General features: G+C 43.3%; 23 protein-coding genes and 1 CRISPR repeat array. Of the genes, 3 read left to right on the forward strand and 20 right to left on the reverse strand.

Annotated features, from left to right (window positions below; genetic code table 11):
- The first annotated feature begins 245 nt into the window (after window positions 1-245).
- Window positions 246-791 carry a hypothetical protein gene (locus MAMMFC1_RS20730; RefSeq protein WP_126310292.1) on the forward strand — a complete coding sequence of 182 codons (546 nt, stop codon included), beginning with the start codon at window positions 246-248 and terminating at the stop codon, window positions 789-791.
- A gap of 67 nt (window positions 792-858) precedes the next feature.
- Here the strand turns inward: MAMMFC1_RS20730 and MAMMFC1_RS20735 are convergent, their stop codons facing one another.
- The 13 genes from MAMMFC1_RS20735 to cmr1 form a co-directional block, all read right to left on the reverse strand.
- On the reverse strand, window positions 859-2,214 hold the full coding sequence (locus MAMMFC1_RS20735) for an MATE family efflux transporter (protein WP_126310293.1): 1,356 nt from the start codon (window positions 2,212-2,214) through the stop codon (window positions 859-861).
- 761 nt (window positions 2,215-2,975) lie between these two features.
- The gene (locus MAMMFC1_RS20740) at window positions 2,976-3,248 is read right to left on the reverse strand and encodes a hypothetical protein (RefSeq protein WP_126310294.1); all 273 of its coding nucleotides are present in this window, start codon (window positions 3,246-3,248) and stop codon (window positions 2,976-2,978) included.
- A gap of 146 nt (window positions 3,249-3,394) precedes the next feature.
- The gene (locus MAMMFC1_RS21650) at window positions 3,395-3,649 is read right to left on the reverse strand and encodes a hypothetical protein (protein WP_158618836.1); all 255 of its coding nucleotides are present in this window, start codon (window positions 3,647-3,649) and stop codon (window positions 3,395-3,397) included.
- 57 nt (window positions 3,650-3,706) lie between these two features.
- A complete protein-coding gene (locus MAMMFC1_RS20745) occupies window positions 3,707-4,576 on the reverse strand; it encodes a class I SAM-dependent methyltransferase (RefSeq protein WP_126310295.1) in 870 nt (289 codons plus the stop codon).
- 289 nt (window positions 4,577-4,865) lie between these two features.
- Window positions 4,866-5,081, reverse strand: a complete 216-nt coding sequence (locus MAMMFC1_RS21655; protein ID WP_158618837.1) for a hypothetical protein — start codon at window positions 5,079-5,081, stop codon at window positions 4,866-4,868.
- Window positions 5,060-5,239, reverse strand: coding sequence for a phospholipase D-like domain-containing protein (locus MAMMFC1_RS21660; protein WP_158618838.1), 180 nt, complete (start codon window positions 5,237-5,239; stop codon window positions 5,060-5,062). Before MAMMFC1_RS21660 ends, MAMMFC1_RS21655 begins: the two co-directional genes overlap by 22 nt.
- A 317-nt stretch (window positions 5,240-5,556) precedes the next feature.
- The gene (locus tag MAMMFC1_RS20750) at window positions 5,557-6,738 is read right to left on the reverse strand and encodes an SAVED domain-containing protein (RefSeq protein ID WP_158618839.1); all 1,182 of its coding nucleotides are present in this window, start codon (window positions 6,736-6,738) and stop codon (window positions 5,557-5,559) included.
- Window positions 6,739-6,757: 19 nt separating this feature from the next.
- Window positions 6,758-8,017, reverse strand: coding sequence for a type III-B CRISPR module RAMP protein Cmr6 (cmr6, locus tag MAMMFC1_RS20755; protein ID WP_126310297.1), 1,260 nt, complete (start codon window positions 8,015-8,017; stop codon window positions 6,758-6,760).
- Window positions 8,014-8,466 carry a type III-B CRISPR module-associated protein Cmr5 gene (gene cmr5 / locus MAMMFC1_RS20760; RefSeq protein WP_126310298.1) on the reverse strand — a complete coding sequence of 151 codons (453 nt, stop codon included), beginning with the start codon at window positions 8,464-8,466 and terminating at the stop codon, window positions 8,014-8,016. Before cmr5 ends, cmr6 begins: the two co-directional genes overlap by 4 nt.
- On the reverse strand, window positions 8,450-9,412 hold the full coding sequence (gene cmr4, locus MAMMFC1_RS20765; protein WP_126310299.1) for a type III-B CRISPR module RAMP protein Cmr4: 963 nt from the start codon (window positions 9,410-9,412) through the stop codon (window positions 8,450-8,452). Before cmr4 ends, cmr5 begins: the two co-directional genes overlap by 17 nt.
- Before the next feature lie 12 nt (window positions 9,413-9,424).
- Window positions 9,425-10,597, reverse strand: a complete 1,173-nt coding sequence (locus MAMMFC1_RS20770; RefSeq protein WP_158618840.1) for a type III-B CRISPR module-associated Cmr3 family protein — start codon at window positions 10,595-10,597, stop codon at window positions 9,425-9,427.
- Complete coding sequence (gene cas10, locus MAMMFC1_RS20775) at window positions 10,590-12,236, reverse strand: type III-B CRISPR-associated protein Cas10/Cmr2 (protein WP_126310301.1); 1,647 nt, start codon at window positions 12,234-12,236, stop codon at window positions 10,590-10,592. Before cas10 ends, MAMMFC1_RS20770 begins: the two co-directional genes overlap by 8 nt.
- Window positions 12,236-13,180 carry a type III-B CRISPR module RAMP protein Cmr1 gene (gene cmr1 / locus MAMMFC1_RS20780; RefSeq protein WP_126310302.1) on the reverse strand — a complete coding sequence of 315 codons (945 nt, stop codon included), beginning with the start codon at window positions 13,178-13,180 and terminating at the stop codon, window positions 12,236-12,238. Before cmr1 ends, cas10 begins: the two co-directional genes overlap by 1 nt.
- 357 nt (window positions 13,181-13,537) lie before the next feature.
- Between cmr1 and MAMMFC1_RS20785 the strand changes: the two genes are divergently transcribed.
- Window positions 13,538-14,818, forward strand: coding sequence for an IS110 family RNA-guided transposase (locus tag MAMMFC1_RS20785; protein ID WP_126310303.1), 1,281 nt, complete (start codon window positions 13,538-13,540; stop codon window positions 14,816-14,818).
- A 1,076-nt stretch (window positions 14,819-15,894) separates the two neighbouring features.
- Here MAMMFC1_RS20785 and MAMMFC1_RS20790 read toward each other — a convergent pair.
- The 6 genes from MAMMFC1_RS20790 to MAMMFC1_RS20805 all read right to left on the reverse strand — a co-directional run bounded on the left by MAMMFC1_RS20790 (window position 15,895) and on the right by MAMMFC1_RS20805 (window position 22,406).
- Window positions 15,895-16,764, reverse strand: coding sequence for a class I SAM-dependent methyltransferase (locus tag MAMMFC1_RS20790; protein WP_126310304.1), 870 nt, complete (start codon window positions 16,762-16,764; stop codon window positions 15,895-15,897).
- A 182-nt stretch (window positions 16,765-16,946) separates the two neighbouring features.
- A CRISPR array of direct repeats spans window positions 16,947-18,503; the repeat unit is 30 nt; unit sequence GTTTCAATCCCTTATAGGTAAGCTATAAAC.
- A 160-nt stretch (window positions 18,504-18,663) separates the two neighbouring features.
- Complete coding sequence (locus MAMMFC1_RS21195; protein WP_145987668.1) at window positions 18,664-18,921, reverse strand: hypothetical protein; 258 nt, start codon at window positions 18,919-18,921, stop codon at window positions 18,664-18,666.
- Between the two features lie 76 nt (window positions 18,922-18,997).
- Window positions 18,998-19,129, reverse strand: a complete 132-nt coding sequence (locus tag MAMMFC1_RS22760) for a hypothetical protein (RefSeq protein WP_269471852.1) — start codon at window positions 19,127-19,129, stop codon at window positions 18,998-19,000.
- Window positions 19,130-19,483: 354 nt separating this feature from the next.
- Window positions 19,484-20,758, reverse strand: a complete 1,275-nt coding sequence (locus MAMMFC1_RS20795) for a trans-sulfuration enzyme family protein (protein ID WP_126310305.1) — start codon at window positions 20,756-20,758, stop codon at window positions 19,484-19,486.
- Window positions 20,759-20,909: 151 nt separating this feature from the next.
- Complete coding sequence (locus MAMMFC1_RS20800) at window positions 20,910-21,365, reverse strand: VOC family protein (RefSeq protein WP_126310306.1); 456 nt, start codon at window positions 21,363-21,365, stop codon at window positions 20,910-20,912.
- A 30-nt stretch (window positions 21,366-21,395) separates the two neighbouring features.
- Window positions 21,396-22,406 (reverse strand): oxidoreductase, encoded by a 1,011-nt coding sequence (locus MAMMFC1_RS20805; RefSeq protein ID WP_126310307.1) that lies wholly within the window; start codon window positions 22,404-22,406, stop codon window positions 21,396-21,398.
- A gap of 131 nt (window positions 22,407-22,537) precedes the next feature.
- On the opposite strand from MAMMFC1_RS20805, the gene MAMMFC1_RS20810 reads away from it, so the two are divergent.
- The gene (locus MAMMFC1_RS20810; RefSeq protein ID WP_126310308.1) at window positions 22,538-22,915 is read left to right on the forward strand and encodes a winged helix-turn-helix transcriptional regulator; all 378 of its coding nucleotides are present in this window, start codon (window positions 22,538-22,540) and stop codon (window positions 22,913-22,915) included.
- A 131-nt stretch (window positions 22,916-23,046) separates the two neighbouring features.
- Here the strand turns inward: MAMMFC1_RS20810 and MAMMFC1_RS20815 are convergent, their stop codons facing one another.
- Window positions 23,047-23,628, reverse strand: a complete 582-nt coding sequence (locus MAMMFC1_RS20815; RefSeq protein WP_126310309.1) for a TetR/AcrR family transcriptional regulator — start codon at window positions 23,626-23,628, stop codon at window positions 23,047-23,049.
- Between the last annotated feature and the right edge of the window lie 174 nt (window positions 23,629-23,802).

Genomic DNA, 23,802 nt, shown 5'->3' on the forward strand with positions numbered 1-23,802 from the left:
ATCATAATTCACCTGTTTTATTTTACATTCTGCTATCATTTATCATTGCAGAACTTTAATGTTCAATTTTCTTGATCAAGTGTCCAGTTTATTATCTTTCTACAATTATTCTTACTGAAATACAAAAATCCTGCCAATTTAATAATGATATCTTCATAGCAAGAAATTAGGTAACTATTACCAAAGTATAAAAGGAGCTCATGTTTAGAAATACTATATTTACTGAAAATCCGGGGGATCACATAATGAGTAATCAAGTCCTTTTATGGTTGATATTAATTTTACCTTTGCTGACTTTATTCTTTATGCCGAAAGAAAATATCAAAAGGTGGACGCCTGTTGCTTTATTCTCCGCGCTTACCAGTGTAATAGCTGTAGAGCTGGGAGAAAATCTGGGGTGGTTTATTTATGAAGAAGCTGCTTATCCCCTAAGGACACCCTCCTATATTATTTTTGGGTTAAATATCGTTGTTACTATATGGTCGTTTCATTTTTTGTATGGTCGATTTTGGCGCTATATCGTAATAGATACCGTACTAAACTTTGGATTCATATATTTATTTCATGTCTATTTCCTTGGCGGTAGAGGGCTTTTTCATGAGGTCGGTCTTACTCCTTTCCTAAACACGTTAATTGTTACTTTCGATGGTGTGTTAGCATATGGCTATCAAATTTGGCAAGAAGAAATCTTCGTGCGTTCCGAAACCAAATCAGCTGACTATGCTTCGAATTTACAACCGGCAGCAGCCAAGCCGTTACCCGAAAATCAAGACAATGAAAAAAGTGAATAGACTTTGATTTTTTCCTGTCATTGGGACGGTTCTTCTGGCAAAACAATAAAAGGTACCTATCTGTTTTTTAGATCACGTTAATAGCTTTCCACTTACCTCCTACAAACCTTCTCGTTACTACTAGCAGCATAATTATTCTGTACCCTATTAGCATAATCCATAGTACTTCCAGTGAAAGTGAGCCCCTTACGCAGATTATGTATGGCATAATCACATAAAATATAAAAGGAATCACAGTATACGTGACCATCATAAATCTGGTGTCGCCAACGGCTTGAAGCGCACTACCAATAGTCGAGAACACCATTTCGAGTGCAACACATATTGAGGTAAGTCTGACCAGTGGAATAGTGGCATTGTTAATTAATACAAGCCGCTCCTTATCATGTTCACTATTAAAAATAGAAATTAGAAATTCGGGCAATAGATTGAAAAAAATAACGATTAAAATGACATAACAGGAACTTATTAAAATTCCTTTTTTTAGGATTATTGTAAGATTATCCGGTCTGTCAGCTCCTCTCTCCTGACCGGCTAAAATACCTACTGCAGTTGTAATCCCATATACGGGCAATATCGATGCGGCTTGAAGCGCAACAGCGATATTGGCACAAGTCAAATCAAATTCACCCCGCATTCCAATAATGAGAAGAAAAATACTGAAATATCCTGTAATAGTAAACGACTGTATACCGGAAAACAACCCAAACTTCACTATTTTATGAAGTAGAAATTTGTTAAAGTCAAAGTTTATGAAAAATTGAAATCGACTTTTAAAGCTTCTTTGGTTTAACCGCAATAAATATACTGCTAGACCAATTGCGCTGCTAATATTCGTCGCCAGACCTGCCCCAAACATCCCCATCGCAGGAAATCCGCACTTTCCAAGTACCAAGAGCCAAGCCAGAACCATGTTTGCAACATTGATAAAAATTTCTATATGCATTGTCGTTCTGGTGTCGCCAATGCCGTAATAAAGGCCGGATAAGGCAGTAGTGAATAATTGGAAGCAATTTGCAGATATAATAAGATAGAAATACTCCTTTTCAAAATGTATTAAAGATTCATCGTGTCCCAATACTTGAAATATATTTTCTAACCCTACTGAAGAGACAATTAACAGAACGACAAATAGCGCACTTAAATACACTGCTTGCCACGTGGACGCAGAGCAATCATTATATCTGCGGGCACCAAAGTACTGTGAAACTAGCACCGAAGAGTAACCAACAATTCCTCCAAAAATACTTGCTATTGAGGTGGCAAACAAACCGGCGGGAATCATGGCCGCAAACTGCGTAAGATTATATTGCGACACAAACATTCGGTCAACAAATATCATCGCATTCATTGATAGCATAGAAAGTGTAACGGGATAAGCAATCTGCACAATATGCCGATAAGAAACTATATGTCTATCCATGAATTTTCTCCATTTAGCGCTCCTTAGTTAGCCGGTTTTGACCAGAAAAGGGATTCGCGATTTTGCTAAGTATACCTGCTAATTTATTTTTGGTATTATTCTGGACTACTATAATAAAAGCACACACCCAAGGTGATAAAATAAATGGGTGTGTGTGAAATGATGAAAAGATACGATGCAATGGACTGCTCCTTTGAAAATTTTGATAAAAATAATAAACCATTTCAACCCAAGCTAGGCTATAAACTAAGAATTTGCTCCTTGAATCCATACTCTTTGGATCCGGTTTCAAATCCTTATAGGTAGGCTATAAACCGCAGGATGAAAAACCAATCGAAGCCTCACTTAGGAGGTTTCAAATCCTTATAGGTAGGCTATAAACATAGATACGCAGAGTGACGGCCACGGGCCAAAAACAAGTTTCAAATCCTTATAGGTAGGCTATAAACCGAAACAGCCGGTACAGCCTTGAATGCGCTGTTTACGTTTCAAATCCTTATAGGTAGGCTATAAACCCATTTCAATGCCAGTAAAATCAGGATACCGTCCGTTTTTTACTAGTAGTATCGTACGATACACTACGGTATGTATGATCGATCAAATACCTGAAAAATGCTCATCAATACTGTTTTAGGACTAATGGCCTATTTGTCGTCGACCTCCTGGTATCTTTACACTACTGGAGGTCGACGACAAATAGAATAAAGACAATCTTTGCTTTCCGGAGAACAATGGATACTCTACTTTTTTTATCCCACTGGTTACCCTTGGCCCTTATATTTTCTTTTGCAGGCGCCAATGCTTAAGATAGCCCCGCCTTCCGTTTCGTCAGAAAACTTATCCCATCGCTTAGGTATACTTAAGAATTTCTGTTTACTTTGTCCATATTGAAGAAAATGGACGGCATCAAAATACGCTTCCCCGCCCATTGTCACGATAAAGGTATCAATATATTGATACCACTCCGCCTGATCAATCTCCTGCTCCGGCCGCTCAATCAGCGATGCAAAATCACCCCTTTCTTTTTCCAGCATGACTTGCTTTACTCTAATTCTTACTTTTCCATACCCATACGGCTTAGCTCCCCCAATAAGATCATAAACCTACTGTAGTTCCAAGCGGTGCTGCTCGGTCAGCGAAGCATATCGGTGAGATTGCAATAACTGCCGGGGGGTCTAAACTAAGCAATAACAAACCCAGTCCGTCCTTTAAAACTGTCATGGGGACGGTTCAATCGACACAACAATGAAAGATCCAATCTTGTCATTAAAACCGTCCCCTTTGACACGTTTGCGCCAATCTCGCAAATGACCACTTCTTTCAAATCGCCCACGACCACGTTTAGCCGTGTCCCCAGTCTAGCTTGGGAAGATGTTCCGCAGCTTGCTAAATTGACACAATAGCTTCTGTCTAAAGAACATTCGCGAGATTCCATCACATGCCACGTGCCTAATCTAAAGGCCATAGACCCTAAAGTCCTTATTTACAATATTTAGATTACCGTTGCATAAGCTATCCGTTCAATTTCTGACACGTCTAACCGCCGCCCGAGCGGTTTTAAATAGTTTTCACGATAATATGACGCTCCAACATCTTCAATTAATTTAAGACTGAATTGCTTCAAAAACTCCGCTACATTTAGTGGATCAAGGCCAAAATACCAGATCACACCATATTTCTCAAGATATTTCACCAGATCATTCACACCATCAATGTCGGATTTTTTTTCTATCACAGTTTTTAGAATATACGTGAATATTACAATACTGCCTGGCGAATTTTTAGAAATAAATTGCAGGGTATTGCCTACGGCTTTTTCGGTAATGTACGGTGTAACCCCTTCCCAGATAAAAACTACAGGTTTAGAGAAGTCCAATCCCTTGCCGGCAAAAACCTCATCCAGAGTTTGACTATTGAAGTCAATAGGAATGAAAACAACATTGTCCGGCAATGAGCCGAGGTAGCTTTCAACTTTTTTCTTTTTATAATCCTGGACAGAAGGCATGTCAACTTCGAAAAACTTAATTTGGTCGCGACCGAGTATCCTATACGGCCGGGTATCCAGGCCGGCACCCAATATTACAACTTGTTCGATCCCATTTTCGATAGCTGATTGAAGCGAATCGTCAATATATCTGGTTCGACAAATATTTGAACCATAAATACCCTTGGTTTGCTTGTCACTAAATCTTATTAGCCAATCTCTAATTATTTTGAACCCCAGCAGGAACCGATTAGGCCAATTAAAGAGATTTTTAATTACAGGATCGGTAAAGAGTCTTAAATCTTTAGATTGGTACTGTTCAATCAACCGGATTGCTGCTACATTAAAGGCGGTTTGCCCGCTTTTTTTATTTGCCATAGCATACCCATCCCTTCAGCCCTTAGCCCAGAATCTAAGTTATTATTATCTCCTTTATAATAACATATCCGTTGGGATATATACGCCCTATGCCCTGCTAACTTTTCACCAATCTGGTTCAGCAATGAGGGTCGTGATAGCGAGAAATATTCCGTCGCGGTCTGGTTGAATGTCTCTGTCATCACATGATCCCTTATAGGTAAGCTATAAACTGACATAAACCGGGGGACTTCCTTTCCCATCGAAATTGTTTCAATCCCTTATAGGTAAGCTACAAACGGATGAACTGTCACGGGGACGGTTCAATCGACACAATAATGAAAGATCCTATCTTGTCATTAAAACCGTCCCCTTTTGACACGTTTGCGCCAATCTCGCAAATGACCACTTCTTTCGAATCGCCCACGACCACGTTTAGCCGTGTCCCCAGTCTGGCTTGGGAAGATGTTCCGCAGCTTGCCAAATTGACACAATAGCTTCTGTCTAAAGAACATTCGCCAAACACCCGGCAATAACCGTAACACCTCGTTTGTAGGCCATAGCTACAGCATCGGCCAAGAGAATGACTTCCTCTGTCCAGGCCGACACAAAAAGAGATACCCTGGCAGCATGGATCACTTTAACCGCTTTTTCCACAAAAGATTCATACCCCGAATAATTCAAGGTCAGTTCGATATCTGGCAGAGGCTCCGTTTGTTTGAGTTGATTACCTAAATCCTATATCATTGTGGTAAACTCTTGATTTAATCTGGATAGTAGTTTCTCGGCAGGAACCGGATAATATTTCCCCGGTTCGGTACCGCTCTCAACAATAGCTCCTTTTCATCTTCAGCCGGTTCAGTGTATCGCGTAAATTTTTGCCGATAAACTTTCCTACACTTTAATACCTTTCCCTTTCCATGCCAAGTATTTATTACAGAATATCTCATTCCCCCATGGACAGACAACAGTACTAATAAAAAAATGACTATCCAAAATAATTAATCATTCATTTTCAACAACAACCCCTGCTCGTATTGCTGTAGTCCTTTATGAAATTCATACAACTGAATGGGGCCCACAGCATTCAAACAATGCCCTATCATAAAAGCTAATGCCAGTGGCCCTGCATAAAACAGATGTATGAGGATATTCCCCGGATATTCACTACTGCATTTTCTGATTTTCTCAGCTATTTGTGTCATAGTATCATAGGCATGCTGGGGGCTTGCTATAAAATTACGGCTGCATTCTTCCGCTTTCAGGCTATGCCAGGCCCGATAATCCAAATGATGTTTTTCTACATAGTCATTTGTGGCCTTTCTTGTATCCTGCGCGATTCCCACCTCTAGAATAATATTGTCGCTGTCTTCTCTTCCCCGATGAGACTCCTGCCGTAAAGGAGCTTTGTCCTTTACGCTGCCTTCCGTCTGCCACCCCTCTTGATCACTGAAGGTCAAACAGTATTTGGTTGCCGCATGGAAGACTCGGCCAAAGGCTATTCCCGTCGGTAACAACACATTGGACTGCAGATGGATTCGTCCGGGGCATCCCGCTATTTTTCGTTTAATCCCTTGCCATGCCGGTATAATGATCTCTTCCCATTCTTGCTGTTGGGGTATTCGCTCAGCAAAAAAATAAGACAAATCAATTTGCAAATGAGGCTGTTTATTCGAGGTCTTCGGATCCTCTCCCCGGGCATACAAGTTCAACACCCACTCTGATAGCGGTTCTGTCACCTGCTGCAGTTTGCTGTCCAGCAGTTTTTGGGCAACAGAATGATAGGTTTGGAGCCGGTTTCCTTCCTCAATGCGCTGATAATAATATTGGGTTAAATCAACCCCAAATTTTCTCCAGGATAGCTCTTTAAATTCTTCAAAGGTTATCCCCTCTAAAACAAAAAACATGATAAAATTAGGATCATGGTCTCTCTTTTTCAGCGCCGGTTTCAGTTCCCACTCGCAAACAGGATGAGAACGAAGCGAGTGCTGGGAGACATACAGTACATACCCCTCCACCCGCTCACACTCAATTATTTTTTTAATATTCTGTTCCATTCTACCTGCCGGCAGGTTCTTTTGGTCTATCCAGGTTTTCAGGCCGTAGGCCTTTAATACATGATCCAGCTGTTGTATATTTTTAGTATCTTTATCGTCTTCATGGCTGTAGCTGATAAAGAACATGCTCCCCATCCCCTTCCTCTCAGTTGCCCAATAAATCGTTCCAATCCCCCAGCAATTGGCGAACCTTTTGAACCTTGACAGCTTGTTTGTTTTGCTTTTTTGAGCCTCTCTTTATAATCCAGTTGTTTGTTGATTCCCAATATGTTTTCAGGCATTGGGCCGCCTCCTTGTTTTGCGCATTAAGCACCTGATTGAAAATATCATTTTTGCTTCGTTGAATATCTTCCTCAGTCGACGAATTTAAGCTTCGAATATCATGAATGAGCCTCTCTGAGGAGGTCATTGCCGATAGCCTTCGCTGTTCTTCCGCTTGCTCTTTCCGCTGCTCCTCCTTCTTTTTCTCTTCCAGGCGTTTTTCTTTGACAGGGAGAAACCGCTCTAGCGTCACATCCTGGATATCCATAAAACGTCCATAGCCGGACGATGTTTTCCCCCCTAACCCCAATTCCTGCAAAGCGGTTCGCACCCAGTCGGTTAATAACCCAATCAGATCGTCCGCCGAGAGGTTCATAGCCGCTGCGGCCGGAGTGTCTCGCAGGGTAAATACAATATCGGCAGTCTGCACCTGTATGATATAGAACTGGTTAGGTACAGGATTTAAAGTGTCTTCCGGCGCTTGCGTTCCTTTTCCTGCATAGTAACCGGAAAAATGGGGAGTCAGGATATCTGGCTTTACCTGCAGACCTTCGATCAAAAAGATGTCAAAAAACTGCACTGCTCCGACTGATGCCTGCGTGCCAAAAACGAGACGGCCCAAGGTTGCCGCTTGGCGCCATGGTTCCGTCTTTTCATCCCAATGGGATTCTTTTCCTCCTAAAAATGCTTCGATAAACCAACGCCGCACCACTCCTTTCAGGCTGGAGCCCGGTATGTAGAGGAAGCCGTAAACAGGATGAATAGTTAGCGAATTCTCGCGGACATGGGCGCCGCCCAGGCCGTGAATAATCCCCCCCATAGGTGTGGCCTGCAGTATCCGTACCTGGTAGTGCTCCGGCAAATCAGCCAAAGCCTGCAGCCGTTGCTTGTCAACCGTACGGCCTAGGGCAGTGATTCTTTCCAGCCCATCACGATGGTTCAGGTTTTTCCGGAACATATATCTCACTGCATCCGGATCACCATTTTTCTTCTTTTCTTCTCTGTCGATTTCTTTCTCCCTTGCTTGCCTATCGGCCTGCTGGTTATAGTTCATACTGTACCAAAGATGATCAGGACTGCTGAACTGCTGAAACATTTCTTGGGTATCCGCAGGATGCAAGACCTGTGTGGATGTCTGGCTCATAATGCTTCACCTTCCGAGGGATTCGCTTGCTCTTCATCCTCTCTTAGAGGGTCTTCAATCATACCTTCTGCAAATCTCCCCATCCAGTTCAGCAGCGCCAGCACCTCCATGGTTATCATGCGGTAATCTTCACTGCGTAGCTTGACCGCTTCTTCTACTAACTCGCTTTCCTGTTGGAAATGATCGGGGAATTTCCTTTGGAGCCAATTGAAAATAGATTCATAAATATCCCTGTAGGCTATATATTTGTTTTTGTTTTTTCTGGCATAGCAAAAAGCCAGTGCTTGTCCCAGCCCATTGACCTGAATCAGAGACGGCAGACTTCTCACATATGATTTGTAACTTTGAGCATTTCCGGCTAGTTTTTCAACAGCTTGCTTCACCTGTTCAAAGGCAAAGGTAGCGCGTCCCTCTTCAATTTGACAGAAAGCTTCATTCTGTCTTGTCATGACCGGCACCTCCCTCCAGCCAAATTAGACGCAGGATCCCTTTTCCGATGGTATTGCTGCCTCCCAATTGAAATACCGAAGGAAAGTGTTCCCCTACATATCGCCGTACATCTTCGTCGGTCGTCAGCGTCCCCATTCTGTCTTCCCCGGTATCTGCCCCCTTCTTATTACTTTCGCGTACCTGTCCTATGAGCACTGCACTGTAGAATACGGTTTCTGGAGGCACGTTTTCTTCATACCATAACCCGCGGTCGGTGGTTCCACTATCTCCCACCTTGATCCTGGCATTGATCTCGGTAGACATCTTTACAAAATCAGCGAATTGATCGTCCGTTAACACGACCAACCGCTCTTTTATACCCAGAGGCACATCGGCACCTAAACTTTGAGCAATTCTTTCAGCTAAGCTCTGGGTGGCGCCGCTTTGTTTTGTTTGCATGGTATACTCTTCGAGGACAATTTTGTCGCGGTTTCCCACCAACATAGCTTGAGAAGAAGTTGTTTCCGGCTCCACCCCTTCCAGCGGCCATTGCGGCACTGATGAAGTCTTATCGGAACAAAGCAGCGTCATTTCACGATTGAAGCGCTCCAGCACATTGCGGCAGGTAATCCAGGCAAAGGTGCCCCGCAGGGAGCGTACCGGAAACAATAAAATACGAGCGTCGATAAAAGAAAGCGCACTGGCCTGGGATTCGTTGTCGTGCTCTTCTTCCTGCGGCTTAGATCCAAATACCCATTTAAATTTTTCCTGTTCTTCTGGCTTATTTTTGATACCCACCGCCAAGTCATGCCGCAGCGCCCCTTTCAGACTGGAGCTTTCGATCTTGGGATAGCCCGTATGCTTTTCCCGCTGAATGGGCAAATCAACAGTGCCGATTTCACTGCCGCTCCCGGCATGAACGGAAGTGACTGCATGCAATAAGAATGGTCTCGCGATGGTAAACATGCCAATTCCTCCTCAATATTGATTGGATTCTTTGATTCCGGCGATTACGGCAAATCCAAAGCCTTCCATCCCGCTGCATTCCTCTTGGTCTGCAAAGAGAGTAAAGCCGTCAGCCAACGCCAGGATGGGGGAAATATCATTTTCCCGAATCTTCACATAAATAACCGTTCCGGCAGGCATCATCCATTGCCGCGGTTTCGGCCTATGCCTAACAATATCCCATCCCCCGTAAAGCTCCGGACGGGCAGTTGCCCAAGTGATAGGCTCCACCTCGATGTCCGGTGTCAGTTGCCAGATTTCTCCCTCGGTCTGCAAATCCAATAGGAAAGAAAGATTATTCGGCCATAAGGCCGGAGTCAGCAAGATGATACGGGCTATTGGGGTCCGTTGTAATTGGCTCTTGATTTCCTCTAACTGCTCTTCGCTCCATAACTTCCAATCGTTCGTTTCTTGCGATAAGAACCACGGGCGGTTTTCTCCGCCCAAGCTTACCAATGGCACCTCGGAAAAATCGGGACAAGGCTCACTTAAGGCAACCAGAGCGCAATCTGCCTTCAGATTCATCATGTTCATCTGGTAGAAATACGACCGTTCCGCTGTACGGCTGTCTCTGCCGATAGCTATACCGGTTTTGGCATAATCGTTAATGATGTCATCCTCCAAGGACAAGATGGCTGAAAAGGATTGCTGCTGGAGAACTCCCGCTTTCCAGTCTTCCAGGCGCAGATACCTGCCGCCGGGGGATGCGGTTTTCCCTGCGGTCTTTTCCCTATCGGGCAGCCCCAGTGTCCAGGACACTCCCGCCGAAGAAGCTGACGAATTGGGTTCCAAGTGAAGGGGAAGGGCCCGCCATGTTCCAGCATCAGAATTTTTCAGACGATAAAAATTGTAATCCAGCGGAAGCGGCAACAGGTAATCCCTGTTTTTAGCCAGCAAGATCGCTCTCTGGCGGAAAGCCCCATAGGATGCGGGTGTTCCCATCCATTGTTTTACAGGTCCGCCTTTCCCTCGGCGAAACTCAGCAAAGGTACTGTGCCGGTGAATATATGCCGCACGAAGGGCGCCATATACCGTATTAGGGCGGGGAGGGAAAAGCCCAACCAAATGAGAAGGAGTACCCAACTCGGTTGTCAGATGTCCTTTAAAAAAAAACGAATCGGCGGGAACTAAACTGAGTTTACTCATACTCCGCCCTCCTTCGGTTAAAAAATGTAAGTATTTTAAGCAGGTCAATGAAGGCTCCCAAACCAAGAATGTCATAAAAATGGAAGGAAGGGCCGGCCAGTTCATAAGTTTGCTCAATCTCGCTCCTTTTTCGAACCGCACGCTTCACTAAACGCCGATATTCCGTTTCAATGATTTCTCTTCTTAGCTGAGGCATTGCTTGGCTGCGGTATGAATTAGGCAAAAAAGGCTGAAAAGCCTGGGCAAACCGATAGACGAAGGTTGGAGAAAGCTCTTTTTCCAATGCGGCGATAAACTCCTGTAAATACTCCGTGGTGGGCCGTTCATACAACTGCCACGGCAGGACGAGTGGACCCAAATGCTCGCCGGAGCGCGTACGTACCGCGATGGCAAGGGCATTCTTTTCATTGCCTGACGGGGAGCAATAAGACTTGGCGGTTGCTTCCAGCAACCGGGCTTGGTTAAGCGCTTGCTGCAGCGGCGATGTTTTGTGTCCAATAGCAATACCGGTGGATGAAGTTGCGCCAGTTCCCAGGCCTTCCTTCTCACTGGCAAAAGCGTGACGTAACGCGTCGGCTGCCTCCAAAACCTGGTTAACAGGAAATAAAGCCAGCACGTCGTCGCCGCCAGCATAAATCAGTATGCCCTTGTGTTTGCTGACAATTTCAGGAACAGCCTCTCGCGAGAACCGGCTCAATCTGCGGCTGAGCTCCTGGACATCCGAACCGTCGGCAAACCGTTGCCCCATATTGTCGCCATCCATGAGTAGTACCGCGTAATACTTTGCTTCCTGGCCGCCGATTTCCACAACTGATTCATATTTACTAAAAATATTGTTGCTACACCGGTAATGCCGCTGGAAAATATCTCGGGCCATACGCTTGACAAGGCTAATGGCACAAAGATATTCGCGGTTCCGGATCCGGGCTTTTTCCAATTCTCCTTCATCATGGTCGTTAGCCGGTCGGAAGACCGGACTGCGCTGTTCCCAGGTGTTTTCTAATTTTCTCCGCAAATCGCCATAACGGTCTTTGTCCGCCAAGGGCTCATGGCATAAGGCGTCCAGGGCCGGATAAAGCGTACAAGCCAAGCCGTTCTCCTGATGGGGACACAGCCTGCGTTGGTTTTTCAGGGTCTGGAACCTGGTTTCCACTACTTGGCGCTGTAGTCCTCCCGTCTGCCCGACGGACTGGACAATCCAGTATACCTCCAAAAAGGCTTCTGTCTGCTGCCATATCTGGTCCTGCAAACTGTCTATGATATTCTTTTGTTCTGCAAAAACCAGTTCGACGGCCTTGGCGCAGAGAGTTCCTATTTCTTTTCTTACATGCAGTTCCGCCCTTTTAAGGAGCTGTACGGCTCCCTCATCGTCAGTATCCAAGGTAAAGGTAATTCTATTGGGCAGATGGGCAATGGACAGCGACGGATCCTGACTGCCTATTTTGGCTTTGATTTCCTGGGCTGTTATACGTGGATAGATAAGCTCGAACGAGGCCTCGGCCGCATACAGGTTTGCAATGGTCGATTCGATTAAATAAGAAAGCAAGTAGCTGCCTCCCCATAAATCTTCGAGTTTTCTGGCGGCGGCGATAAAAGACTGTACGGGACCGATGGAGAAAATAGCGTATTGCTGCGGCATCAGATGTTCACCCCCAGCGTTTGCAAAAAGGCATTGCGATCAGATTCATAGTCAACAGCAGGTGTTTTACGGCTATAGGCCGATTGCAGTTCGGAAATAACAGGGTACAGTTGACCAGCAATTCTCCGGACGCTACCCCATAAAGGAGAAGCAAACCGGGGGTAAATTCCACCTAGACTAGCTCTGCTTCTCAGGTGAGAAGCATGGCCATAATCGTTCAGAAGACAGTCCACACCCGCTGCATTATCCTCATAGGGTTTTCCGAGCCAAACTGCCATTAACGTAGGATGAGGCGGCAGTTGACCGGAATTGAAAACTGCTTTGACCAGGCATCCGTTTGTAATACCGGACATGATGGGTACGTTCAACCTGCTCAGTACTTCACACAGCCTCTGACCATAAGACTCGACCGAGTCGAATTGATGTTCCTGCCATTGCACGGCGCCAAAGCCTCTGCGGGCTCGCTGCCCCATCCCCGTCAAAAGGAGCGCCAGTTCCAGTGCATCCTGAAAGTGGCTCCACTTGTCTGATCGCGTAAACTGGTACGTGGAAGCTTCAATAGACAAAAACTGAGAAGCTTTTAACACCTGTGTGAAGGATTTATCTTTTGTCCTAGGTTTGTGATTCAACAACGGATATTCTTCAAGTAAAAAATTTGGGGGGTGCAGGACCAATCGCAGCAGAGATTTTCCGCTCTGTTCAGTTTGTGTCCCGCCAAAGAGCTCTTCTTCTTTCGGTAATAACTTGGCGGGATCCGTCTCATATTGCACTGCCCGCCACCAATAACGTAGTAGCCCCCGCAGAGAAGGAATCCGAAATTGGGGATCGCCGCGACTATTGGCGCCATGCATGGCCATAGGGGTCAGTGTTTCCACAGTATACCACTTTCGCTGCAAAGCACTACCTGCCCTATATTGTGATGTCTCTGCTCCCTCAATCAACATCTATATCTCTCCTCGTATAATAAGTTTTGTAGGCAATAATCCGCCATTGTTTACAAAGCTTATTTTATTTTTTACTACCCGGATTTGAATCCCCTGATGCTAAAATATTCGTAAGAGAATTTAGCAAAGGTAACGTCTGATCTCTCCTGCAAAACCTTTTGGTTATTGCTTATAAAGCGTGACGCCTGCCTTATTCATCCAATACCGCTAACACAGATGTTGCGTCTCTGGGCGAAAGCTTTCCAGCAAGCTGCTTTCACAGATGAATGCTGATTATGCGAGGGTGCGGTCAGTGAGTAAGATCAGGGTATTCCTTTCTATCTTCCCTATTTTTTGCCAAAAAGGAGGTGAAGTTTTATGAAGAAGGCGGATCTTCTTTCTACTTTATTTGTGGGGATTGACGTAAGTTCCCGAGAAAATGTCGTCTGTGCTATTGATTACGAAGCACAGAAACTTCTGCGGTTTTCTGTACCGAACAATCACCCGGGAGCCATTGAAATGGCCGAAAAACTTCATGCCTTCCTTTACGGAAACCGTGACATCAACAAGCTGATGCTTGCTTTGGAGTCCACGTCTTTCTACGGAATTCATATCGCCAATTATTTGTCTTCCTGTGAGCTGTTAATGCCATTTCATACTCACGTTTATTGTTTGAACCCCAAGATGATTGCCAATTACAAAAAATCGTACATCGACTTAGGGAAAAACGATGCTGTTGACGCTTTTGTAATCGCTGATTTTGCCAGAGTCGGCCGAATTACTACTGCGCCTTGGCGCGGCAGCCAGTTTCTTGCTCTGCAACGCCTGACCCGCCATCGTTTACATATCGCCGCTTCGCTTACTCGCGAGAAAACCTATATGCTCTCGAATATATTTCTTAAATTCAGTCAACTTTCTATGCTCCACGAAGATCAGCAGCCGTTTTCCGACCATTACGGTGCTACGGCCTCTTCGGTTTTAACCGACTTCCTCTCTACCGAGGACATTGCCAATATGCCGCTGCAAGCACTGATTGATCATATTGGCCAAAAAGGTAAAAACCGGTTTGTAAATCCTGGCCATACAGCCTCTTTACTTCAGCAGGCAGCTCGCAATTCTTACCGATTGGATAAATGCCTATATGAACCTTTAACCCTCTCTATCGCCTCATCTTTCAACCTTATTTCCGCTTATGAGTCCGAAATAAAGGCCATTAATAAGGCAATTGAAAAAACTCTCAAGGGGCTTGACCCAAATGCTTATCACTCTCTGTTGTCCATTCCTGGCATCGGTCCGGTTTACGCTGCCGGCATCATTGCGGAGATTGGCTCCATCGACGCCTTTAACTCTCACAGTGCTTTTGCTAAATATGCCGGTCTTGTTTGGCGTGAAAATCAATCCGGCAATTTTAGGGCTGACGACACCGTTCTTTCAAAAGCTGGCAATTCCTACTTAAGATACTATCTAATTGAAGCTGCCAGTCATGTTAAGAACCATATACCGGAATACGCAGCTTTTTACCACAAGAAATACGATGAAGTTAAAACTCATCAGCATAAACGCGCACTCGCACTTACTGCTCGTAAATTTATCCGGCTGATTTTTGGATTGCTGGTCAACCATCAGCTTTACTCTAAAAGTAGAGTAAGCCAAATTTAATGACTTCCATTTTTTAACTTTTTTCTCCTTCTTGAGGAAAGAGCTTATTAGATTTACCCTTTTTTGGCACATTGCTTTACGATATTTATTTTTTATGAGCTTGACATATTACCAGATTGCTTTAAAAATTGCGATTTGCCTCTTTATTTGGGCTAATGTCATAGTCGGTGGTAAAGTGAGCCAATGCAAAAGTAGACGGGTAGATACTAATACACAAAAATCCGATTTGGCAAACTGGTCTCATCGATCTAGCAAGAGTATTCGGTCTTATCCATCAGTACGTGGATCTAGACGGCAACTTGCCCTTACTAGTGGGATGGTATAGCGACTAGCGTTCGTAATCCTGTCTGCTTCGGCATCTAGCAGTTTATTCAGAGTTTCTTTTACAGTCCCATGAACGAGCTCTCCAAGCTGATTCTTCAATTCTGATCATTCCAGTGTATAATGTTATTCATAAGGGCTCCTCCTTGGCATGATTTGGACTGGTTTCTAGTCAATTCCTATCCTAACACACTCTCAGAGCCCTTTTTCATTTGTACGAAATTTATTTTACGTTATTATTTTCAACCAGCGTTGACAGTAGTTGACTGTGCACATTGCTAACCTTTTTCGTTTACTATAAAGTTCTATTTATTTCCTGTCTTTCCTCTTAATTTCGATAAATTATTACAACGTTCTTCACTGCCGCTCATAAAACCTGTAATTCTAAAAATTAAAAACTATTGTCTCAGGAAATTAAACCAAAAAGACATAAAAATAGACACTTTTAATTCCTAGTGTCATCAATTCAAATCTGTATCACAACAGACAGCTATATGATTGGGCGGGCGTTTCATATATGAGCTTATTGCTAAACGCCGATTGGAAAATGAATCCTTTGTTAATACTAAGTATCTAAAGTACATTTTTTAGGCTGGTTATAGCCGTCTACTATAGCAAAACTGTCACCAGTGTCGTGTTAAAAAACTGTGTACAAGGCTTTAGAAGCAATAATTACAAGGACACGTGGCAGGTTCCATCACATGCCACGTGTCTAATCTAAAGGCCATAGATCCTAAAGTCCTCATTTACAATATTTAGATTACCATTGCATAAGCTATCCGTTCAATTTCTGACACGTCTAACCGCCGTCCGAGCGGTTTTAAATAGTTTTCACGATAATATGACGCTCCAACATCTTCAATTAATTTAAGACTGAATTGCTTCAAAAACTCCGCTACATTTAGTGGATCAAGGCCAAAATACCAGATCACACCATACTTCTCAAGATATTTCACCAGATCATTCACACCATTAATGTCGGATTTTTTTTCTATCACAGTTTTTAGAATATACGTGAATATTACAATACTGCCTGGCGAATTTTTAGAAATAAATTGCAGGGTATTGCCTACGGCTTTTTCGGTAATGTACGGTGTAACCCCTTCCCAGATAAAAACTACAGGTTTAGAGAAGTCCAATCCCTTGCCGGCAAAAACCTCATCCAGAGTTTGACTATTGAAGTCAATAGGAATGAAAACAACATTGTCCGGCAATGAGCCGAGGTAGCTTTCAACTTTTTTCTTTTTATAATCCTGGACAGAAGGCATGTCAACTTCGAAAAACTTAATTTGGTCGCGACCGAGTATCCTATACGGCCGGGTATCCAGGCCGGCACCCAATATTACAACTTGTTCGATCCCATTTTCGATAGCTGATTGAAGCGAATCGTCAATATATCTGGTTCGACAAATATTTGAACCATAAATACCCTTGGTTTGCTTGTCACTAAATCTTATTAGCCAATCTCTAATTATTTTGAACCCCAGCAGGAACCGATTAGGCCAATTAAAGAGATTTTTAATTACAGGATCGGTAAAGAGTCTTAAATCTTTAGGTTGGTACTGTTCAATCAACCGGATTGCTGCTACATTAAAGGCGGTTTGCCCGCTTTTTTTATTTGCCATAGCATACCCATCCCTTCAGCCCTTAGCCCAGAATCTAAGTTATTATTATCTCCTTTATAATAACATCATCCATTGGGATATATGCCCTATGCCCTGCTAACTTTTCACCAGATCTGGTTCAGCAATGAGGGTCGTGATAGCGAGAAATATTCCGTCGCGGTCTGGTTGAATGTCTCTGTCATCACATGATCCCTTATAGGTAAGCTATAAACTGACATAAACCGGGGGACTTCCTTTCCCATCGAAATTGTTTCAATCCCTTATAGGTAAGCTATAAACAAGAGTACTGCATTCTAAACAGTTTACAACCAATGTCGTTTCAATCCCTTATAGGTAAACTATAAACGAAGAATGTAGCAAACTTGAAACTGCAAATGCAAAGTTTCAATCCCTTATAGGTAAGCTATAAACCAGACATATTGGAGGTATTCCTTATTTGGATACCGCTGTTTCAATCCCTTATAGGTAAGCTATAAACAGTCCAGTGTTTACGGGAACTCAGACGGCGATATGAGTTTCAATCCCTTATAGGTAAGCTATAAACTGTTCAGGGTTTCGATTGGTCCACCATCCTTACCGGGTTTCAATCCCTTATAGGTAAGCTATAAACGACTGCCGGAAAGAAAAAAGAAGACACCTATCAGGAGTTTCAATCCCTTATAGGTAAGCTATAAACACGGGAGTCCCATCGCCGCGTCTGCTGACCTGGCACGGTTTCAATCCCTTATAGGTAAGCTATAAACCGCGTCCTCCATATCGAAGAATACCGGCATTTCAAAGTTTCAATCCCTTATAGGTAAGCTATAAACCTTTTGACGTACTTTGTTTTTTGAATCCGCTCCCGGAGTTTCAATCCCTTATAGGTAAGCTATAAACTTTTCTTCCTGCGTAGACACTGGCGAAGTCATGACGGCGTTTCAATCCCTTATAGGTAAGCTATAAACAAAGAAAGAGATCCGGATCTTGTCTCAGAGAAACTTGTTTCAATCCCTTATAGGTAAGCTATAAACCGGCGCTGCCGTCCACAATGGCCCACATGATTTCACGTTTCAATCCCTTATAGGTAAGCTATAAACCGGCAATTTCACCACTGGCTACACCGCCGATTTCCCCGTTTCAATCCCTTATAGGTAAGCTATAAACACATCCGTTTCTTCCGGAATTGTGGATGTCGGAGGGAGTTTCAATCCCTTATAGGTAAGCTATAAACGATATTCTCCTCACCACCGCTTCCACGCCAAATAGGTTTCAATCCCTTATAGGTAAGCTATAAACTGTACTCTTGACGCGCCGTCTTGCTTTCAATGAGGAGTTTCAATCCCTTATAGGTAAGCTATAAACTGTTGGGAATCGGATCAGGCCGAAGTATCCGTTTCTGTTTCAATCCCTTATAGGTAAGCTATAAACTCCAGAGCCGGACAATCCATTGCAGGCTTTTGGAAGTTTCAATCCCTTATAGGTAAGCTATAAACCAAGCCGAAATAATTGCAGCCATGAAACACCGCAAGCGTTTCAATCCCTTATAGGTAAGCTATAAACCTTTTCTCTTGCAAGGAATTCTAAATCTTCGATGCAGTTTCAATCCCTTATAGGTAAGCTATAAACTTTGAATGAACTTGTACTATCCGGACCGGTTGATTAGTTTCAATCCCTTATAGGTAAGCTATAAACGGTTGACAACATACCCAAAGTCAAAAACGTTCCGGCAAGTTTCAATCCCTTATAGGTAAGCTATAAACCCATTTCAATGCCAGTAAAATCAGGATACCGTCCGTTTTTTCACTAGTAGTATCGTACGATACAACTCGGTATGTATGATCGATCGAATACCTGAAAATGCTCATCATACTGTTTTGGGACCAATGGCCTATTTGTCGTCGACCTCCCGGTATTTTTACACTACTGGAGGTCGACGACAAATAGAATAAAGACAATCTTTGCTTTCCGGAGAACAATGGATACTCTACTTTTTTTATCCCACTGGTTACCCTTGGCCCTTATATCTTCTTTGCAGGCGCCAATGCTTAAGATAGCCCCGCCTTCCGTTTCGTCAGAAAGCTTATCCCATCGCTTAGGTATACTTAAAAATTTCTGTTTACTTTGTCCATATTGAAGAAAATGGACGGCATCAAAATACGCTTCCCCGCCCATTGTCACAATAAAGGTATCAATATATTGATACCACTCCGCCTGATCAATCTCCTGCTCCGGCTGCTCAATCAGCGATGCAAAATCACACCTTTTTTTCCAGCATGACTTGCTTTACTGTAATTCTTACTTTTCCATACCCATACGGCTTAGCTCCCCCCAATAAGATCATAAACCTGCTGTAGTTCCAAGCGGTGCTGCTCGGCCAGCGAAGCATATCGTGAGATTGCAATACTGCCGGGGGTCTTAAACTAAGCAATAACAAACCCAGTTCGCCCTGTATAATGTTATAAAAGTAAATTTTACCATGCAAGCCTTTCACACTATTGCCTTTAATAATCGTTTTCCACTCAGCATATTGGTGGATGTAACCTTATTATTGTCCGGCTCTAGCGGCTGGCCTAAAATATGATAGTAATCATCACGCCATGAGCCATGGAAAATTTGCGCGGAATGAGTTAGTAAGCATCTGACGCTTACGATTCTCCTAAACTAAAATTCGTACCTAATCACAAAAAATAAGCTGCATGACTCGAAATCATGCAGCCGTATCAAATCAAGCGCATTTTTCCTATAAACACCCTGCCGCTTGGTTGAGATCACGCAAAAGATCCTGGTAGTCTTCCAGTCCGGCGTGGAAGCGTAAAATATAACCATCCGGCAGGGGTGTAACTTCGCGCTTGGCATGCACCGGCAATACAAGGGACAAATGCCCGCCCCAGCTTTCAGCAACCCAGAACAGGTTTAGGGCATCAACAAAAGCCTCGACCTGCTTTGCCGGCAGGTCCGGAGGGAAAACGACGCTAAAAAGGCCATTTCCTTTGCCAAAATAGCGCTGGAAACGTTCATGATAAGGTGAAGTTTCCAAAGTCGGGGAAAGGACGTCGGTGACAAAAGGCTGTTTCAAGAACCATTCGATCAGCCGTTGAGCGGTGTGGGCGTGCTGATTGAGGCGTTCTTCGGTGGAATCAATTCTGTGATAAAGCCGCGAGCAAGTCATTGGTGCGACTGCGCCGTTACCGGTGGCGCGCAATTCATCGGCGATGATCTGCAGATCTTGGGGATGCTTGGCGATAACAATTCCCGATGGCGTATCACCATATCCGCCTTCGTATTTTGTCGTTGCTTGCACAACAATATCGATGCCGCGTTCAAGAGGTTGAAACCGGACGTGGCTTGCCCATGTGTTGTCCATAACAGTACGTAATTTGGCATTTTGTGCTATAGCTATCATACCGTCGATGTCGGGGATTTCGAAAGTACCACTGCCCGGAGCCTCAATATAGACAAGCAAGTCTTCGCGTAGCGAATATTCGCTACGCGCTTTTAATAGGGCCGAGCGAAATTCATCTGCCGAAGCACCTGCTGGATAACGGATTGGTTTTATGCGTCGCCGGTTCAGAAACCGGAGCATTGGTCCATATACATTATCAGGGATAAGAACCGCTTTCGGTGAAAACGCGTCTAAAGTTGTTGCAATCGCGGATAATCCCGACGGACAGATGACGGCGCCATGACCTCTATGCAATGCCGCAATTTTTCTACACACGGCGTCGGCTTCAGGTGTCTGCGGCACGCCATATTCCGCACCACCATAAGGTGCTCTGCCGCATTTGTCTGCTGTACGATAGGTCTCAAGCTTAGGAAACAAAACCGAACTTTGCCCCCAAGAACCCATCTGCGAAAAGCGGCCTGCATCGCCAAGGCCAGCTGGATTTGGATGTCCACAAACCAAATAGGGATCGGAAACAGGTTCATGTAAAAGTCGTGTTTTTGGCGAACAGAGCGCGAGGAACGTACGTCTTGCTTCGCATTTGATTGAAGCTTCTGGTATTTTGCCCTCCACAGAATTCTCCTCCAAATTTTATCGTATAGATCCATAGTTCTTTAGTGAACAAACAAATCCTTTTTTACGGAAAGACAACTTTCATTCCCCGACCCCGATTCTAACTTTTCACCAATGAGATGTTCGTATATAACCTTAGGAAAAATAATCCTCATAGATTATTGCTTTCCATAAACTCTATAACCTCACCGTTAGGACTATATACCAGTGCATTCCTTACCGCTAAAGGAGGATCACCAAGAAACAATGTCATCGGAGGTACACAAGGACTTGCTCCGGCAGATAATGCCCGACTATAGGCAAGCTCTGCATTATCGACAAGAACTGAAAAATGAAGCAAAGAGCCTTGTACCGGTTCTTCGCCTGCCAAGGGACGTCTGCCTTCAGCTGCTATATCGGCATCGTTATCAAATATTTCAATGAAAGAACTGCCGTCACGGGATTTCAACATGGCTGCCTGCTTTAAGTTAAACTCAGGCAGTGACCATATATGCCGGATGTTGAAATCAAGTACCTCTATATAAAAGCGGACTGTTTTTTCAAAATCCTTTGCGCGGATTGCAATATGATGTATACCATAAACTTTATTATTTTCAATCAAATTCATATGAATCCTCTCCTCTCTTCTTGATTCATCTTATCCGACTCCGTTTATTTTAGCCGGACATTTTTCTCCATTTATAAACCATTGGCAAGTCTTACATCGTAAGCATGGCTCGTAATCGCAATTATTCAAAGATGTGGTCATAAAGGCCGCATCAGCTAAAAAGGGCCTGCCGTATGCGGCAAAATCGCATAATCCGTTTTCAATCAGATAATTTCCTCTGCTCAATGTTCTTATGTCGTTTACTACTATCACCGGAATGGAGACATTCTTTTTTATCTGTATGCCTGTATAAACAATTTCATTAAAGAAAAATTCATCTGGAATTTCCATCTTTCTAACTGCAGGTATGCCGGAAGAAATGTGCAGCAGTTCTATTCCGCCGCGCTCTAAAGCCTGTGCCATACGAATGTCATTTTCCAGGCTGCCGTTCCATCCCATCCTATAGGATATAATAAAGGGTTCGTCTGCAAACGTCCTAATTTCTTCCACAATATTTTTCACCAGCCGCAGCCTTCCGTCAAGGTCTCCACCATATTGATCTTCTCTTTTATTCGCTAGAGACGATGCCATAATATTGAGGAAAAAGCCGTGGGCTCCGTGCAATTCTATTCCGTCGCACCCTGCTTCTTTGCAAAGTTTTGCCGCATAAACAAATTCATCTTTAATTGTTTTAATATCATATTCCGATAGATCGTTAATCGAATCTCCCCTGTGAAAACCAGCGCTGGGATAGGCAAGCTGTACAAAAATCCTCGTCCCTTCAGCGTGATACACTTTAGTCAATGTTTTTAAATAGGCTTTATGGTCATCCGAGTAAACACCAATTCCTCCATCATGTTTCTTTCGGGAAGTGACCGAGAAGGCTTGAGTAATTATAAGCCCCATTCCATTCGATGCCCTTTGCAAATAATGCTGAAGAACCTTATCACTCATGGAGCCGGACGGTTGGATCGGCATTCCAAAAGGCACCATAGGTGCCATCACCACTCGATTTTTAAAATCCACGTTTTTAATTCTGATTGGTTCCAATATTTCCAACACTTTATTCTCCTTTCGTTACATATTTATACTTGAAATTTTTACAGTTCTTATTATAATTATAATGAAATAATAAAAAATGGTAAGTATGCACTTATTCGTAGTATACTTACCAAAAGGAGAGTGTAAAATACATGGAATCATTATGCCGAAGTAAACAAGCTCCCTTTGAATACACTCTTGAAATTATAAACGGCAAATGGAAATTGAGGATTATCTACGAACTGGGCTGTGAAGCTACGTTAAGGTATGGAGCACTCAAACGCAGTATCCCTCATATTACGCATAAAATACTAAGTACTCAATTAAAAGAATTGAAGAATGACGGACTTATTATCCGTAAAGAATATCCTCAAATTCCCCCAAGAGTAGAGTATGCTTTATCTGAAAAAGGACTTTCGATTTTCCCGATCATTTTTTGCCAAAAAGGGCTGTCGCCAGCGATAATTTCATATCGCTATTGCGACAGCTCATCTTTCTTTATTTTGCGTTCTGATGAACTGCTCCGTTAGTTTTAGCTTCTTCCGCTATCGCCTGCTCACCGCGTTTAATCGCTTCTCTGACCATCGAACATCCGACCAATGTGAGGTTACTATATAACGATGTAGATAAAAATAAGATAACCACCATTCGTTTCTATAAATTATCTCTTTAACTGAATGCCTTCAAAAGCATAATTTATTAAGACTCTTATAAAAGATTCATCTAATTTTTCGCCTGTTACTAACAAACGATAAAAAAGTGGACCATAAATTAAGTCAATACACAATTCAATATCCAAGTCTTTCTTTAGCTCTCCTCTTTGCATCCCTCGCTCTAGAATTCGCCGCGAATCAAGTCGCCGAGGATTAAAATACCTTGATCGATATTCTTCCGCCAACTTTAAATCAAATTGTCCTTCTGCAATTAATTCATTGATTACTTTGCCTTCCCGGCTAGTTAGAAACTTGGCTAAATTGCTAGCCTGAATGACTATATCATTAATAACGGAACCTGTATCCGGTACGGGAAGCCTAGACATAGCCGCAGATAGAAAGCCGTCCATAACAACCGCAGCTTTGTTGGGCCACCATTTATAAATAGTCGCTTTACTCACCTTGGCCCGTTCAGCAATTTTCTCAACAGTTACGGTTCCAAAGCCACTCTCTAGCAACAAATCATAGGAAGCAGCAAGAATCGCTTTTTCCGTTGCTGCGTTACGAGGACGCCCTTTTTTCTTTTCCAAAAAAATACCTCCCTGTGTATTTTCGCCAATCAAAACTATACGTACATTATACTAAATATTTTTTCATAAGAAAATAAAATATATCTTTACGAATACTGAACGTTTAGTTTATAATTTAATCATTAACTAAACTATACGTTTAGTATTTATATTGTGGCACAAAAAAATATAAAA

It is taken from the genome of Methylomusa anaerophila (assembly GCF_003966895.1).
In the GTDB taxonomy this organism is placed as follows: Bacteria; Bacillota; Negativicutes; order Sporomusales; family Sporomusaceae; genus Methylomusa; species Methylomusa anaerophila.

Excerpts from the sequence above, each read along its gene's own strand:
- cmr4 (WP_126310299.1), bottom strand. The coding sequence starts at position 9,412 with ATGTTTACCATCGCGAGACCATTCTTATTGCATGCAGTCACTTCCGTT.
- MAMMFC1_RS20785 (WP_126310303.1), top strand. The coding sequence starts at position 13,538 with ATGAAGAAGGCGGATCTTCTTTCTACTTTATTTGTGGGGATTGACGTA.
- MAMMFC1_RS20800 (WP_126310306.1), bottom strand. The coding sequence starts at position 21,365 with ATGAATTTGATTGAAAATAATAAAGTTTATGGTATACATCATATTGCA.
- MAMMFC1_RS20750 (WP_158618839.1), bottom strand. The coding sequence starts at position 6,738 with ATGTTCTTTATCAGCTACAGCCATGAAGACGATAAAGATACTAAAAAT.
- MAMMFC1_RS22760 (WP_269471852.1), bottom strand. The coding sequence starts at position 19,129 with ATGCTTCGCTGGCCGAGCAGCACCGCTTGGAACTACAGCAGGTTTATG.
- MAMMFC1_RS20730 (WP_126310292.1), top strand. The coding sequence starts at position 246 with ATGAGTAATCAAGTCCTTTTATGGTTGATATTAATTTTACCTTTGCTG.
- cmr1 (WP_126310302.1), bottom strand. The coding sequence starts at position 13,180 with ATGTTGATTGAGGGAGCAGAGACATCACAATATAGGGCAGGTAGTGCT.
- cmr5 (WP_126310298.1), bottom strand. The coding sequence starts at position 8,466 with ATGACAAGACAGAATGAAGCTTTCTGTCAAATTGAAGAGGGACGCGCT.
- cas10 (WP_126310301.1), bottom strand. The coding sequence starts at position 12,236 with ATGCCGCAGCAATACGCTATTTTCTCCATCGGTCCCGTACAGTCTTTT.
- MAMMFC1_RS20745 (WP_126310295.1), bottom strand. The coding sequence starts at position 4,576 with ATGGCAAATAAAAAAAGCGGGCAAACCGCCTTTAATGTAGCAGCAATC.
- MAMMFC1_RS20740 (WP_126310294.1), bottom strand. The coding sequence starts at position 3,248 with ATGCTGGAAAAAGAAAGGGGTGATTTTGCATCGCTGATTGAGCGGCCG.
- MAMMFC1_RS20810 (WP_126310308.1), top strand. The coding sequence starts at position 22,538 with ATGGAATCATTATGCCGAAGTAAACAAGCTCCCTTTGAATACACTCTT.
- cmr6 (WP_126310297.1), bottom strand. The coding sequence starts at position 8,017 with ATGAGCCAGACATCCACACAGGTCTTGCATCCTGCGGATACCCAAGAA.
- MAMMFC1_RS20770 (WP_158618840.1), bottom strand. The coding sequence starts at position 10,597 with ATGAGTAAACTCAGTTTAGTTCCCGCCGATTCGTTTTTTTTTAAAGGA.
- MAMMFC1_RS21650 (WP_158618836.1), bottom strand. The coding sequence starts at position 3,649 with ATGGAATCTCGCGAATGTTCTTTAGACAGAAGCTATTGTGTCAATTTA.
- MAMMFC1_RS20735 (WP_126310293.1), bottom strand. The coding sequence starts at position 2,214 with ATGGATAGACATATAGTTTCTTATCGGCATATTGTGCAGATTGCTTAT.
- MAMMFC1_RS20790 (WP_126310304.1), bottom strand. The coding sequence starts at position 16,764 with ATGGCAAATAAAAAAAGCGGGCAAACCGCCTTTAATGTAGCAGCAATC.